Raw genomic sequence first — 13319 nt, 5'->3', positions numbered from 1 at the left:
TCATGTCAACCAATAGACGCGGCCGGTGGGGTCAACGGCAACCACGCGACGCGGCCGGTGCGGTCGAGGGCAACCACGCGACGCGGCCGGTGCGGTCGAGGGCAACCACGCGAGGCGGCCGGTGGGGTATGGAGCAACCACGCGAGGCGGCTGGTGGGGTGGGGGGGTCAGCGCGCTCCGCTGTGGAGCAGGCGGGCGGCGTGCACTGCGTAGTAGGTGAGGACCAGCTGGGCACCGGCCCGGCGGATCGAGGTGAGGGTCTCCAGGACCATCCGGTCGCGGTCCACCCACCCCTGGGCGGCGGCGGCCTCGATCATGGCGTACTCGCCGCTGACCTGGTACGCCGCGACCGGCATGTCGGCGACCTCGGCCACGTCGGAGAGCACGTCGAGGTAGGGCAGGGCCGGCTTGACCATCACCAGGTCCGCGCCCTCGGCCAGGTCGAGGCGCAGCTCGCGCAGGCTCTCGGTGCGGTTGGCGGGGTCCTGCTGGTAGGTGCGGCGGTCCCCCTGCAGGCTGGACCCCACCGCCTCCCGGAACGGCCCGTAGGCCGCGGAGGCGTACTTGGCGGTGTAGGCCAGCACCGAGACGTCCTGGTGCCCGGCGTCGTCGAGCGCCTCGCGCACGACCCGGACCTGACCGTCCATCATCCCGCTCGGGCCGACGACGTGGGCGCCCGCCGCGGCCTGCGCGACCGCCATCTCGGCGTAGACCGCGAGGGTGGCGTCGTTGTCGACGCTGCCGTCGTCGGCGAGCACGCCGCAGTGGCCGTGGTCGGTGAACTCGTCCAGGCACAGGTCGCTCATGAGCACCGTGCCGTCACCGAGGTCGTCGCGCAGGGCGCGCAGGGCGCGGTTGAGGATGCCGTCGGCCCGCAGCCCACAGCTGCCGGTGGCGTCCTTGTCACCCTCCCGCGGCACCCCGAAGACCATGATCCCGCCGACACCGGCGTCGACCGCCTCCCGGGCCGCGACGAGCAGGCTCTGCTCGGTGTGCTGCACCACCCCGGGCATCGAGGCGATGGGCGTCGGCTCCCCGATCCCGTCCCGGACGAAGACGGGCAGCACCAGCTCGGCCGGGTCCAGCCGGGTCTGCGCGACGAGCCGGCGCATCGCCGGGGTGGACCGCAGCCGGCGGGGCCGCTCGCGCGGACCGACCGGGGGGTATGCCGTGCCGCTCACCGGCGCGCGCGGGTGCGGCGGCCGGTCGTCCTGCGCTGGCTGGGGCGCAGGAGCGGCTCGCCGGACTGCTGCGCCTGGGCCGCCAGCTCCCGCCCGTGCGCCGCCAGGGCGTCGACGAGCGCGGTGGCGCTGGCCTCGGGCGCGACGACGTCGACCCGTAGCCCGTGCTCCTCCGCGGTCCGGGCGGTGGCCGGGCCGATGCACGCCACGACGGTGGTCGGGTGCGGCTTGCCGGCGATGCCGACCAGGTTGCGGACCGTGGAGGAGGAGGTGAAGCAGACCGCGTCGAAGGCCCCGCCCTTGATGGCCTCGCGCACCGGGGCGGGCGGAGGGCTGGCCCGGACGGTGCGGTAGGCGGTGACGTCGTCGACGGCCCAGCCCATCTCCTGCAGCCCCGCCACCAGGGTGTCGGTGGCGATGTCGGCCCGCGGGAGGAAGACCCGGTCGATGGGGTCCAGGACGTCGTCGTAGGGCGGCCAGACCTCCAGCAGCCCGCGGGCGGACTCCTCGCCGTCCGGGACCAGGTCGGGCTCCAGCCCCCATTCGCGCAGGGCCTCGGCGGTGACCCCGCCGACGGCGGCCAGCTTGAGGCCGGCGAAGGCACGGGCGTCCAGGCCCAGCGCCTCGAACTTCTCCCGGACCGCGCGGACCGCGTTGACCGAGGTGAAGCCCACCCACTCGTAGCGCCCCGTGACCAGGCCCTTGATGGCGCGGTCCATCTGCTGCGGGGTCCGCGGCGGCTCCACGCTGATCGTCGGCACCACCGAGGAGGTCGCGCCGTAAGCGGCGATGCGCTGCGTCATCGTCCCGGACTGCTCCTTGGTGCGGGGCACGAGGACCGACCAGCCGAAGAGCGGCTTGGTCTCCCACCAGGAGAGCTCGTGGCGCATCTCGACCTGGGGCCCGACGACGGCGATCGAGGCGTCGGGGCACTCTGCCGCCCCGCTCTCGATCGCCGCGACCGCCTCGTCGAGCGTCAGCACGCTGGTGCGCTGGTGGACCGTCGTGCCGTGCTCGGTGAGCGCCACCGGGGTCTCCCCCGCGCGTCCGGCGGCCAGCAGCGATCGCAGGGCCCCCAGGAGGGGGTCCCCGCAGCCGAGCACGACCACGGTGATGTCCGCCCCCGCCGACAGCGACCAGTCGATGCGGGGGTCGCCGGCGTCGACGACGTGCAGCTCACCCCCGACACCCTTGCCGGACCCGGACAGCGGCATCCCCGCGTAGGCCGGGACCGACCACGCGGTGGTGACACCCGGGACGATCTCGAAGGGCACCCCCGCCTCGCGACAGGCGGCGGCCTCCACGGTGAGCCCGGCGAAGGCGGTCGGGTCCCCTTCGATGAGGCGGACCACGAGGTGGCTGGGATCGGCGAAGCGCGAGGCCGTCCGGACCAGGAGCCGCTTGCGGGCCGCCTCGGTCAGCGGGGTCGCGGCCTCGGCGTCGCTCACGGTGAGCAGGACCTCGGCGTCCTCGCGCACCCATCCGGCGAGCTGGTCCTCACGGCGGGGGTCGTCGAGGATGACGACGTCCGCGGCGGCGAGGTAGTCCCGGGCCCGGACCGTGAGCAGCCCGGGGTCGCCGGGTCCGGCGCCGACGAAGGCCACCCGGGCCGCGGCGGCCTCGGACAGGACGGGTGAGAGGTGCGCGACGTCTGTGCTCACAGTTCTGGCTCCGGTTCGAAGGCCCCCGCGGCAGCGGCACTGCTGTCGGCAACGGTGACGAGGGGGGCGGGACGGGTCAACACGTGCTCGGCCACGTCGTGGCCGAGCGCGACCGGGTCAGCGAGGCTGCCGGTCGCCCTGTGGCGCTGAGGACGATCCAGCGCCACGAAGACTTCGAGGGACAGCCCGGTGCTGTCCAGGGGGGTCGCCAGGGCGGCGACCGGGGCGGTGCACCCGGCTTCCAGACGGGCCAGGACGGCCCGCTCGGCCGTCACGGCGGCCCGGGTGGGGGCGTGGTCGAGGGCGTCCGCGAGATCGCGGACCAGCTCGCGACGGTCGGTGCGGCACTCGAGCGCCAGCGCGCCCTGGCCAGGGGCCGGGAGCATCCGGTCGAGCGGCAGGGTGTCCGTGACCTCGTCGAGGCGTCCGAGCCGGGACAGCCCGGCGCGCGCCAGGACCACGGCGTCGAGCTCGCCCTTGCGGACGTATCCGATCCGGGTGTCGACGTTGCCGCGGATGTCCCGGACCTCCAGGTCGGGGCGAGCCTGAGCCAGCTGCGCCGCCCGCCGGGGGGAGCCGGTGCCGAGCCGCGCGCCCGGGGGCAGCTCGGCCAGGGTGAGCCCGTCGCGGGCCACGAGCACGTCCCGCGGGTCCTCCCGCTCCGGCACGGCCGCGATGGTCAGCCCCGGCTCGGGTGCGGTGGGGATGTCCTTGAGCGAGTGGACGGCCAGGTCGATCCGCCCCTCGTGGAGGGCGTCGCGCAGGGCCGAGGCGAAGACCCCGGTGCCCCCGATCTCGGTCAGGCTGCGCCGCGAGAGGTCCCCCTCGGTCCGGACCAGCACCAGCTCGACCTCGTGGCCGGCTGCCCGCAGGTGGTCGGCGACCCAGCCGGACTGGCTGGTGGCGAGGGCGCTGGCACGGGTGCCCAGCCGCAGGACCGGGGCGGTCACGACGACACCTCTCCCGCACCCGGCGCCTCGGGCGGGACGGAGGTCGGGTCCAGGGCCCGGGGCATCGTCAGCGCCGGCGTCGGGGCGAGCGCGACCTCGTGCGGGTCCAGGTCGAAGAGCTCGCGCAGGGCGTGGGCGTAGTCCCCCGGCCCCTCGCTCCGGTGCAGCTGCTTGACCCGCACGGTCGGGGTGTGCAGGAGCTTGTCGACCACCCGCTGGACGGTGCGGCGCAGCTCCGCGCGCTCCTCCACGGGCAGGTGCGGCAACCGCTGGTCCAACCGGGCCATCTCGGCGTCGACGACCCGAGCGGCGCTGTCGCGCAGGGCGGCCAGCGTGGGGCCCAGGCGGGCGGCCCGGCGGTCGACGAGATAGCCGGTCACCTCCTGGTCCACGAGCTGCTGCACCGCCCGGAGCGCGGCGTCCGTGGCGGCCCCGTGGTCCTCACCGGCACCCTCGCGCTGCAGCTCGGACAGACCCCACAGGCGCACGCCGGACAGGCGGGAGACGTCGGGGTCGACGTCGCGCGGGAGGGCCAGGTCCAGGAGCACCTGGGGGGCGCCGGAGCGACCGGCCCGGGCCCGGGCGGCGGCGAGGTCGTCCGCCTCGACGACGTGCCCGACGGCTCCGGTCGCGGTGAGGACGAGGTCGGCCGACCCGATGAGGGTCCACAGCTCCTCCCACCGCGCGGCCCGCACGCCGTGCACCTCCGCCAGCCGCGCCGACCGCGCGTCGGTGCGGTTGACCACCGTCACGTCGCGGCTTCCGGCGCGCAGCAGGCGGGAGACGGCCAGGCCGGACATGGCCCCCGCCCCGACGACCACGGCGCGGACGGCGGACAGGTCGCCCAGGACGTCGCGGGCGCGGTCGAGGGCGAGTCCGGCCAGCGACCGCGACACCTCGTCGATGGCGGTCTCGGCGTGGGCCCGCTTGCCGACCCGCAGGGCCTGCTGGAGGAGGGGGTTGAGCACGGGGCCGACGTGGTCGCTGCGCTGGGCGTCGGCGAGGGCGTCGCGCAGCTGACCCAGGATCTGGCTCTCGCCGACCGCCATCGAGTCGAGGCCGCTGGCCACCGAGAAGAGGTGGGCCACCGCACGCTCGTCGTGGTGGACGTAGAGGTGGGGGGTCAGCTCCTCCCGCGACAGCCCGCTGGCCGCGCACAGGGCGTCCCCGACCTCCGCGAGCGCACCGTGGAAGGTGCCGGCCTCGGCGACCACCTCCAGCCGGTTGCAGGTGGAGAGGACCAGCGCCTCCTCCACGTGCTGACCGGCGTGGACGCGGGCGGTGAGGGACGCGGCGCCGTCCGGGTCGACGGCGACCTGCTCCAGCACGTCGATGGGGGCCGACCGGTGAGACAGACCGACGATGAGGACGCTCACGAGACCCCCTCCCCGGTGGCCCGGGAGAGGGAGCGCTGATGCTGGTGGAAGGCGAGGATCTGCAGCTCGGTGCCCAGGTCGACGCGGCGCACGTCAACGTCCTGGGGCACCTGGAGCACCCCGGGGGCGAAGCTGAGGATGGAGCTGACGCCGAGACGGACCAGCTCGTCCGCGACCGGCTGGGCCGCCGCGGCCGGCGTGGTGATGACCCCGACGGAGACCGGGGTGCGCCGCGGGTCGATGTCCTCCAGCCGCTGGACGACCAGGCCGTCCACGCTGGTCCCGACCACGGTCGGGTCGGTGTCGGCGAGAGCCACCACGCGGAACCCGCGGGAGGCGAGGCCGCCGTAGGACGCGAGGGCCCGACCCAGGTTGCCCATCCCGACGATGACGACCGGCCAGTCCTGGGAGAGCCCGAGCTCGGCGGAGATCTGCTCGGCGAGGCGGGTGGTGTCGTAACCGACGCCGCGCACGCCGTAGGAGCCCAGGTGGGAGAGGTCCTTGCGCAGCTGGGCCGAGCGCACCCCCGTCAGCGCAGCCAGCTCCTCGCTGGAGACCGATCGCCGGCCGTGGGAGGCGAGGGTCGTGAGGGCCCGTAGGTACTCGGGAAGTCGTCCGACGGTGGCCTCCGGCACTCCGCGTCGGGCAGACTCGGCCATCACGACGGCACCGGCTCCTCTCATCGGGAACGCCGACCGGTGGGGCTTATACCAGACCCCCGCGCCCGGTCGGCGCGGACCCCATCACTCTATGGGTGTCCCAGGAAGAAACCAAAACGCCGGGTGCCGGGCCGGAGGTCACCCCTCATCGCCGGCGCAGGGCGCGGCGCACGGTCGCCTCGTCGGTGCGGTGGCAGGCCAGCTCGCGCCCGTCCACCAGCAGGACCGGGACGAGCGTGGTCCACCGGTCGTGCTCCGAACGCTCCAGCCGGCCGGCCGCGAGCTCCTCGTCCAGGTCGCGCGTGGTCACCGGCACCCGCCCCGCGGCGCGGGACACCACCCGCACCATGACGTCGCACAGGTGGCAGCCCGCCCGCGTGACGACGACCACCTCCGGGACCCGCCTGCGCCACCGCATACCTCACCTTCCCCCTCGGACCGGGTATGACGATGGCGCCCACCCGGTGAGGGGGACGCCATGCCTGGACCGGTCAGCCGGTCACTTCTTGTTGCGACGCTGGTGACGCGTCTTGCGCAGCAGCTTGCGGTGCTTCTTCTTCGCCATCCGCTTGCGGCGCTTCTTGATCACAGAGCCCATGGGCCGTCCTTCTCGATCGGGGGTGTCTCGTGCTGTCCGCAGCACCGCGTGGGCCGCGGACGCCGCGAGGTTCGGGTCAGCCTAACGCGGCGCGGGGACGCTCCCCAAACGCGGCGGGCGCCGGGTCCACCGGGTGCGCCGTCCCGCGGCGCCCTCAGGCGGTGCCGTGGTAGGACTCCTGGAGGTAGGCGTGAACGGCCTTCTCCGGGACACGGAAGGACCTTCCCACGCGCACGGCGGGGAGCTCGCCAGAGTGCACCAGCCGGTACACCGTCATCTTGGACACGCGCATGACGGCAGCCACCTCGGCCACGGTCATGAACGTCATCTCGGCGAGCTGACGCTCTTCAGCCATAGGACGCTTCCCGTCTCTCGTTGTCTCCCGCGGGCGCGAACTCGGCTTCCCCTCCGGCACGCGACCCACGATCAAGCGGTTGATGTGGGGTTAACACTAGGGGCAGATGGTGCCGTTGCGAAAGCCGTGACCAGAAAAAGTCCAGCCCGACACGCCGCCTGGTGCGAAATCAGCCCGGAGTTCCTGCTGTGACTCGGGTGACGCACGGTGGGACGCTGTGACCCACCCGGCGGTCAGTCGAAGTACGGGTCCAGGCCCCACCCGGGGAAGACCGCCCGGCGGGTGGCCATGATCGCGGAGTCGACGGGGTCCTCCGGGTGGTAGCCGTCCTCCCACCGCCCGAACCTGATGTCGCGCCCGCCCCGGTCCCCCATGGAGGTCGGACCCTCCCGGTCGTAGACGTCCTGCACGTGCTGCAGCCACGCCTCCGGCACCGATGTCGTGAGGTCGACCGGTCGACCGGTCACGACCCCGATCAGGTGCGCCCAGGCCCGGGGCACGACGTCGACCAGCTCGTAGCCCCCGCCGCCGAGGGCGACCCACCTGCCCCCGGCGTGGTCCTCCGCCAGCTCGGCGACCCAGCCGTCGGCGACCGCCATCGCGTCCATCGACAGCGACAGGTGCGCGAGCGGGTCGGCGAAGTGACAGTCGCAGCCGTGCTGGCTGACGATCATCTGGGGGCGGAAGGCCCGCATCATCGTGGGCACCACGGCCTGGAAGGCACGCAGCCAGCCCTCGTCGCCGGTGCCCGGGGGCAGGGCGACGTTGACGGCGGTGTCCTGGGCCCTGGGCCCGCCGGTGTCCCCGGGGAAACCGGTGCCGGGGAAGAGGGCCCGGCCGGTCTCGTGGACGGACACGGTGAGCACCCGGGGGTCGTTCCAGAAGCACCGCTCGACGCCGTCACCGTGGTGGACGTCGAGGTCGAGGTAGGCGACCCGCTCGGCACCGAGGTCCAGCAGACGCTGGATGCCGACGGCGATGTCGTTGTAGACGCAGAACCCCGAGGACGCCTCGGGCATGGCGTGGTGCAGACCTCCGGCGATGTTCACCGCCCGGGCGGCCTCCCCCGACCAGACGGCCTCGCACGCCAGCAGCGTCCCGCCGACGGCCAGCGCGGACGCCTCGTGCATCCCGGCGAAGGCGGGGGTGTCGTCGGTGCCGACACCGTGCCGCCCCCGCGCGCCGGAGGGGTCGAACGAGACCCGGCGCACCTCCGCGACGTGCTCGGCGGTGTGCACGCTGAGCAGCTCCTCGTCCGTGGCCTGGCGGACGGGGCGGACCCGGACGTCGTCGTGGTCGAGCAGGCCCAGCTCCCGCGCGAGCCGGACGGTGAGGTCGAGCCGGGACGGGTGCATCGGATGACCCGGGCCGAAGTCGTAGGCCGTGTAGCGGTCGTCCCACATCACCCAGGGCACGCTCATACCTCCACGCTAGTCCACGACGGGGCGTCGTGGAGGTGCGGGTCAGAGGGAGGTGGGCACCCCGGCGGCGTCGGCCAGGGGGTAGACCATCATCATCTCCTCGGCCTCGGCGTCCTCGGCGTCCACGCCCTGCAGGCGCATCGGACGACGGGAGTCGGTGGGCCGGAACCCGAAGGAGGAGGCGAAGGCCACGGCGCGACCGTTGTCGGTGCCGACCCAGTAGAGCAGCTGCTTGAGCCCCTCCTCGCGGGCGACGGTGGCCGCCTTCTCCAGCAGCCGACGGGCCACCCCGGCGCCGCGCCGGTCGGCCTGCACCCAGAGCCCGAAGAGCTCGGCGGCGCCCTCGATCTTCGTGCGGTGGGTCGTGCCGAGGCTGGCCACCCCGATGATGTCGGACCCCTCCTCCGCCAGCAGCCTGCGCGAGCGCGCCATCCGCTCGCGCCACATCTCCTCGGGGTGCTGCTCCTCCTCGTCGACCGAGGCGGCGAACGCCTCGGGAGATTCACGCAGCGCACGGAGCCGGACGTCCTTGTAGGCCTGCCACTCGTCCTCGCCCAGGACGCGCACGTGAATCTCAGTCATGTTCCCTACTCTGTCACACGGGCCAAGGGTGCATCGCCGCCGGACTCGCCCTCCGACGGCCCACCGGCGCCGTCACTCCACCGGCGGTGACAGCTCCTTGGACCTGATGGCGGCGGCCTCCATCGCGGTGAGGAAGGCCGCCCTGACCTTGTGATCCTCGAGGGCCCGCAGGGCCGCCACGCTGGTGCCGCCCGGGCTGGAGACCTGCTCCCGGAGCACCGTCGGGTGGTGCCCCGTCTCTCGGATCATCGTGGCCGCACCATACAACGTCTGCACGACCAGCTCGGTGGCGGTGTCGCGCGGGAGCCCCAGCAGCACGCCCGCCTCGATCATGGCCTCCACCACGTAGAAGATGTAGGACGGCCCGCTGCCGCTGATCGCCGTGACCGCGTCCTGGTGCACCTCGTCGAGCACGATCACCCGCCCCACGTGCTCCATCAGGTCGCGCGCCTGGGCCAGGTGCTCGGGGGTGCAGTGCCGTCCGGGGCTCATCGCCGACATGCCCTGGTCGACCAGGGCGGGGGTGTTGGGCATGACGCGCACGACCGAGGTTCCCTCGGGCAGCCGGCGCTCCAGGTATGCGGTGCTGATCGCCGCCGCGATGGACACCACCAGCGTGTCCGGGCGGACCTCGTCGTGGATCTCCTCCACCAGCGCGGCCATGTCCTGCGGCTTGACGGCCAGGACCACGACGTCCGCGGACGCGGTGGCCTCGGCCGGCGGTGCGTGACGGGCACCGTGCTCGTCGGCCACCAGCGCCGCACGGGCGTTCACCTTGTCGGCGACGACGAGGTCGGTGGGCTCGTGGCCGGAGCGCACGAGGGCCGCGACCAGCGTCGAGCCCATCACCCCGGCCCCCAGGAGGGCGATCGTCATCCCAGCACCCTCAGCCCTTGGTGGCCAGGCCGCGCAGGAAGAACCCGAGGTTCTGGGGGCGCTCGGCCATCCGCCGCATGAGGTAGCCGTACCACTCCTCGCCGTAGGGCAGGTAGACCCGCATCCGGGCCCCGCCGGCCGCGATCCGCAGCTGCTCCTCGGGACGGATGCCCAGCAGCATCTGGAACTCGTAGGTGTCCGGGGCGCGCTGGGCCTTGGCCGCCAGCACGGTCGCGATCTCGACCAGCCGGGGGTCGTGGGTCGCGATCATCGGGTACCCCGCGCCCTCCAGGAGGATCTTCAGGCAGCGCACGTAGGAGCGGTCGACGTCGAGCTTGTCGGGGAAGGCGACGGACTCCGGCTCCTTGTAGGTGCCCTTGCACAGCCGGACACGCGACCCCTCGTGGGCGAGGTCACGGCAGTCCTGCTCGGTGCGGTAGAGGTAGCTCTGCAGCACCGCACCCACCCACGGCCAGTCCTGGCGCAGGTCGCGCAGCACCGACAGCGTGAGGTCGGTCGTGGTGTGGTCCTCCATGTCGAGGGTCACCGTGGTCCCGGCGTTGGCGGCGGCCTGGCAGATGGCCCGGGCGTTGTCCAGCGCGATGCGGTTGCCGTCCCGCCCCAGGGCCTGCCCGAGCGCCGACAGCTTGAGACTGACCTCCACCGTGCCGTCGGCGGTCAGGCCGGCCTCGGCCAGGTGCTCCAGCAGGTCCAGGTAGGCGTCCCGCGTGTGCGCCGCCTGGGCGGGGTCGAGGGTGTCCTCGCCGAGGTAGTCGATGGTCACCAGCCGACGGGTGTCCACCAGCTCCGTCGCGGTGCGGACCGCGTCCGAGCTGCTGACCCCGCCGACGAAACGCTTGACGATGTCCCTGCTCACGGGGGCCTTCTCGATCGCCGACCGGAGCTGGTCGTTGCGGCTCATGCCGAGGATGGTCTGGCGCAGCACCTGGGAGGGATCGAGGTTGGCGAGGACCATGGGGGCTAGGCTACGCCCGGTCACGAGGCGCGCGGCCGGGCCCCTGGCAGGTCGTGCTGGCCCAGGTGCTCACGGGCGAAGGCGAGCGACTCGGCGAGGGCCTGCTCCCGGTCGGCCGGCTTCATCCGGCGCGTCCCCACCTCCAGGCTGACCACCCCGGTGAAGTCCCGCTCCACGAGCAGCTCGAGCACCTCCCGGCACTTCTGCGCCCCCCGGCCGGGCACGAGGTGCTCGTCCTTGAAGGAGCCGAAGGAGTCGCCGAGGTGGACGTGCCGGATGCGGTCGGCCAGGTCCCGGGCGAGCTCCAGCGCGTCGGTGCCCGCGGTCGCGGCGTGGCTGATGTCGAGGGTGACGTTAGCGTAGGGGTAGTCCCGGGGGTCGGGCCCCGGGAGGTAGGCCTGCATCGCCGACGCGCCCGTGCGCCAGGGGAACATGTTCTCGACGGCGATCGGCACGCCCCACCGCTTCTCGCGCTCCGCGACGCCCTCCACGAACCCCTCGGCATACCCCTGCTGCCAGCGGAAGGGCGGGTGCACCACCACGCACTGGGCGTTGACCTCCGCCGCGAGGTCGAGCGCCCGCTCGATCTTGCCCCACGGCTCCCAGCCCCACAGCCGCTGGGCGAGCAGCAGCGTGGGCGCGTGGATGGCCCCGATCCTGAGCTCGTGCAGGTTGGCCAGCGCGTTGAGGGCCCCCGCCTCCTGCGTGACCGGGTCGGTCCAGACCATGATCTCCACCCCGTCGTAGCCCAGCCGCTGCGCGAGGTCGAACGCGTAGGCGGCGTTCTCGGGGTAGACCGACGAGGTCGAGACGTGGACGGGTATGGGGCCGCTGGCCCCCGGCGCCGGGCCGGTGCCGGCGGGGGTGGTGTCGAGCCCGGTGGTGCCGGTGTCGTCGAGCGGGGACGAGGGCGCGGGATCAGTCATCGGACAGTCCGTCCAGGAAACGAAGGATGAGCCCCTCACGCAGGGCCCACGGGCAGATCGCGAGCTCCTCGACGTCGGCGAGGTCGAGGACCGCCTCCAGGACCACGGCGCCGGCCAGCAGCTGGGTGGCGCGCTCGGCGGACACACCGGGCAACGACGCCCGCTCCGCGGCCGTCATCCGCGCCAGCCGCGGCGTGAGGTCGGCCAGGTCGGCGCGGCGCAGCGACCTGGGGTGGTAGAGACCCTCGGCCCGGGGCGCCGCCCCGCACGCCCGGGCCAGGGAGCGGATGGTCTTGCTGCTGCCGGTGGCCAGCTGGGGGACCCCGACCCGCGCGAGGGTCGGCAGGGCCGTCGCCACCTGCGACCGCACCCGTTTGCCCAGCGCCCGCAGCTCCTGCTCGCCCGGAGGGTCGGCCGACAGCTCGCGCGACAGCCGGCCCGCCCCCAGCGGCAGGGACACCGCGACGTCCGGCTCCTCGTCCAGCCCCGCGGCGAGCTCCAGGGAGCCACCCCCGATGTCGACCGTGAGCAGCCGGCCGGCGGACCAGCCGAACCATCGCCGGACCGCCAGGAAGGTGGCCCGCGCCTCGTCCTCCCCCGGGAGCACCTCGAGGGTGACCCCGGACTCCTTCCTCACGCGCGCCAGGACGTCCTCGGTGTTCCCGGCGTCCCGGATAGCGCTGGTGGCGAAGGCCATGAGCTCGGAGGCCCCCCGGCTCTCGGCCACCTCGACGCAGTCGGTGACGAAGCGGGCCAGCGTCCTGGCACCCTCCGCGCTGATGTCCCCCTCCGGGGTCAGGTGCTCGGCCAGGCGCAGGGTCGCCTTGTGCGAGAAGTCGGGCATCGGGTGGGCGCCCGGGTGGGCGTCGACGACCAGGAGGTGAACGGTGTTCGAACCGACGTCGATCACACCCAGGCGCATGCTTCCAGTATCCCACCTACGCTGGGCCGGTGACGCAGACCCCGTTGGACCGTCCGGGCCTGTGGGCCGAGATCCAGGACCCCGACGAGCCGGCCCAGCGGGTCCGGGCCGACCTGACCTGGCTCACCTCGAGGTGGCACTGTCTCTACGCCGAGGGCCGGTGCCCGGGGATCGACGCCGGGGCGCCGGACGCGGGGTGCTGCACCCTCGGGGCGCACTTCACCGACGCGGACGACCTGGCCCGGGTGACGGCGGTGGTGGAGTCGCTCGGGGCCGACGAGTGGCAGCTGCGCGGCACCGGCCGGACCGAGGGGTGGTGGGTCACGGACGAGGACGGCTCCACCAGCACGCGCGTGGTCGACGGCGCCTGCGTGCTGCTGAACCGCGGGGACTTCCCCGGCGGACCCGGCTGCGCCCTGCACCGGCACGCGGTCGACCGCGGGCTGGAGCCGCTGACGACCAAGCCGGACGTGTGCTGGCAGCTGCCGCTGCGGCGGGAGTACCGGGAGGTGAGCAGCGCCGACGGCACCTCCCACCTGGAGATCTCGGTCGGGGAGTACGACCGGCGGGGCTGGGGCCCGGGCGGGCACGACCTGGACTGGTACTGCACGAACGCCCCGGAGGCGCACACCGGGTCCGAGCCGGTGTTCGTCTCCCTGCGCGCCGAGCTGGTGGAGTTGCTCGGCCCGGCGGCCTACGCGGAGCTGGCGCGCGCCTGCGAGGTGCACCTGGCCGCGGTCGAGGCCCTGGGCGGGCCCGGTGGTCGCCCGCTCCTGCCGCTGCACGTGCACCCGGCGACGCGGGCCGCCCAGGGTGGGAGCCCGCGCCCCCGGTGA

General features: G+C 74.0%; 15 protein-coding genes. 1 reads left to right on the top strand and 14 read right to left on the bottom strand.

The window, feature by feature from the left end; genetic code table 11:
* Nucleotides 1-167 precede the first annotated feature (167 nt).
* The 14 genes from hemB to E3Z34_RS02740 all read right to left on the bottom strand — a co-directional run bounded on the left by hemB (nucleotide 168) and on the right by E3Z34_RS02740 (nucleotide 12483).
* Nucleotides 168-1112 (bottom strand): porphobilinogen synthase, encoded by a 945-nt coding sequence (gene hemB, locus E3Z34_RS02805; RefSeq protein ID WP_134774705.1) that lies wholly within the window; start codon nucleotides 1110-1112, stop codon nucleotides 168-170.
* Between the two features lie 65 nt (nucleotides 1113-1177).
* Complete coding sequence (locus E3Z34_RS02800) at nucleotides 1178-2842, bottom strand: bifunctional uroporphyrinogen-III C-methyltransferase/uroporphyrinogen-III synthase (protein ID WP_134772380.1); 1665 nt, start codon at nucleotides 2840-2842, stop codon at nucleotides 1178-1180.
* Nucleotides 2839-3792, bottom strand: a complete 954-nt coding sequence (hemC, locus tag E3Z34_RS02795; RefSeq protein ID WP_134772379.1) for a hydroxymethylbilane synthase — start codon at nucleotides 3790-3792, stop codon at nucleotides 2839-2841. Before hemC ends, E3Z34_RS02800 begins: the two co-directional genes overlap by 4 nt.
* Nucleotides 3789-5168 (bottom strand): glutamyl-tRNA reductase, encoded by a 1380-nt coding sequence (locus E3Z34_RS02790; protein WP_134772378.1) that lies wholly within the window; start codon nucleotides 5166-5168, stop codon nucleotides 3789-3791. Before E3Z34_RS02790 ends, hemC begins: the two co-directional genes overlap by 4 nt.
* Nucleotides 5165-5827, bottom strand: coding sequence for a redox-sensing transcriptional repressor Rex (locus E3Z34_RS02785; protein WP_134772377.1), 663 nt, complete (start codon nucleotides 5825-5827; stop codon nucleotides 5165-5167). Before E3Z34_RS02785 ends, E3Z34_RS02790 begins: the two co-directional genes overlap by 4 nt.
* Before the next feature lie 145 nt (nucleotides 5828-5972).
* Nucleotides 5973-6245: a glutaredoxin family protein gene (locus E3Z34_RS02780; RefSeq protein WP_134772376.1), complete on the bottom strand. Its 273-nt coding sequence runs from the start codon at nucleotides 6243-6245 to the stop codon at nucleotides 5973-5975.
* Between the two features lie 81 nt (nucleotides 6246-6326).
* Entirely contained in the window at nucleotides 6327-6425 is a 99-nt protein-coding gene (locus E3Z34_RS02775) for a 30S ribosomal protein bS22 (protein WP_003792170.1), read from the bottom strand.
* Nucleotides 6426-6579: 154 nt separating this feature from the next.
* Nucleotides 6580-6780: a helix-turn-helix domain-containing protein gene (locus tag E3Z34_RS02770; RefSeq protein ID WP_134772375.1), complete on the bottom strand. Its 201-nt coding sequence runs from the start codon at nucleotides 6778-6780 to the stop codon at nucleotides 6580-6582.
* 233 nt (nucleotides 6781-7013) lie between these two features.
* Entirely contained in the window at nucleotides 7014-8201 is a 1188-nt protein-coding gene (locus E3Z34_RS02765) for an acetoin utilization protein AcuC (RefSeq protein ID WP_134772374.1), read from the bottom strand.
* A 42-nt stretch (nucleotides 8202-8243) separates the two neighbouring features.
* Nucleotides 8244-8783 (bottom strand): GNAT family N-acetyltransferase, encoded by a 540-nt coding sequence (locus E3Z34_RS02760; RefSeq protein WP_134772373.1) that lies wholly within the window; start codon nucleotides 8781-8783, stop codon nucleotides 8244-8246.
* A 72-nt stretch (nucleotides 8784-8855) separates the two neighbouring features.
* Nucleotides 8856-9659, bottom strand: coding sequence for a pyrroline-5-carboxylate reductase (proC, locus tag E3Z34_RS02755; RefSeq protein WP_134772372.1), 804 nt, complete (start codon nucleotides 9657-9659; stop codon nucleotides 8856-8858).
* 10 nt (nucleotides 9660-9669) lie between these two features.
* Nucleotides 9670-10635, bottom strand: a complete 966-nt coding sequence (locus E3Z34_RS02750) for a proline dehydrogenase family protein (RefSeq protein WP_134772371.1) — start codon at nucleotides 10633-10635, stop codon at nucleotides 9670-9672.
* A 20-nt stretch (nucleotides 10636-10655) separates the two neighbouring features.
* Nucleotides 10656-11561, bottom strand: a complete 906-nt coding sequence (locus tag E3Z34_RS02745; protein ID WP_134772370.1) for a sugar phosphate isomerase/epimerase family protein — start codon at nucleotides 11559-11561, stop codon at nucleotides 10656-10658.
* Complete coding sequence (locus E3Z34_RS02740; RefSeq protein ID WP_134772369.1) at nucleotides 11554-12483, bottom strand: Ppx/GppA family phosphatase; 930 nt, start codon at nucleotides 12481-12483, stop codon at nucleotides 11554-11556. The genes E3Z34_RS02745 and E3Z34_RS02740 overlap by 8 nt, the downstream gene beginning before the upstream one ends.
* Before the next feature lie 29 nt (nucleotides 12484-12512).
* Here E3Z34_RS02740 and E3Z34_RS02735 point away from each other — a divergent pair, with 29 nt between their 5' ends.
* Complete coding sequence (locus E3Z34_RS02735; RefSeq protein WP_134772368.1) at nucleotides 12513-13319, top strand: DUF3109 family protein; 807 nt, start codon at nucleotides 12513-12515, stop codon at nucleotides 13317-13319.

Source organism: Ornithinimicrobium flavum, from assembly GCF_004526345.1.
Classification (GTDB): domain Bacteria; phylum Actinomycetota; class Actinomycetes; order Actinomycetales; family Dermatophilaceae; genus Ornithinicoccus; species Ornithinicoccus flavus.
Note: the sequence above shows the minus strand (reverse complement) of the source record. Positions and strands in the feature narration are given on the sequence as shown.

Coding starts and splice junctions, on each gene's coding strand:
- E3Z34_RS02780 (WP_134772376.1), bottom strand. CDS start 6,245: ATGCGGTGGCGCAGGCGGGTCCCGGAGGTGGTCGTCGTCACGCGGGCG.
- E3Z34_RS02740 (WP_134772369.1), bottom strand. CDS start 12,483: ATGCGCCTGGGTGTGATCGACGTCGGTTCGAACACCGTTCACCTCCTG.
- E3Z34_RS02770 (WP_134772375.1), bottom strand. CDS start 6,780: ATGGCTGAAGAGCGTCAGCTCGCCGAGATGACGTTCATGACCGTGGCC.
- E3Z34_RS02760 (WP_134772373.1), bottom strand. CDS start 8,783: ATGACTGAGATTCACGTGCGCGTCCTGGGCGAGGACGAGTGGCAGGCC.
- E3Z34_RS02745 (WP_134772370.1), bottom strand. CDS start 11,561: ATGACTGATCCCGCGCCCTCGTCCCCGCTCGACGACACCGGCACCACC.
- hemB (WP_134774705.1), bottom strand. CDS start 1,112: ATGCGCCGGCTCGTCGCGCAGACCCGGCTGGACCCGGCCGAGCTGGTG.
- E3Z34_RS02775 (WP_003792170.1), bottom strand. CDS start 6,425: ATGGGCTCTGTGATCAAGAAGCGCCGCAAGCGGATGGCGAAGAAGAAG.
- E3Z34_RS02785 (WP_134772377.1), bottom strand. CDS start 5,827: ATGGCCGAGTCTGCCCGACGCGGAGTGCCGGAGGCCACCGTCGGACGA.
- E3Z34_RS02750 (WP_134772371.1), bottom strand. CDS start 10,635: ATGGTCCTCGCCAACCTCGATCCCTCCCAGGTGCTGCGCCAGACCATC.
- proC (WP_134772372.1), bottom strand. CDS start 9,659: ATGACGATCGCCCTCCTGGGGGCCGGGGTGATGGGCTCGACGCTGGTC.
- E3Z34_RS02765 (WP_134772374.1), bottom strand. CDS start 8,201: ATGAGCGTGCCCTGGGTGATGTGGGACGACCGCTACACGGCCTACGAC.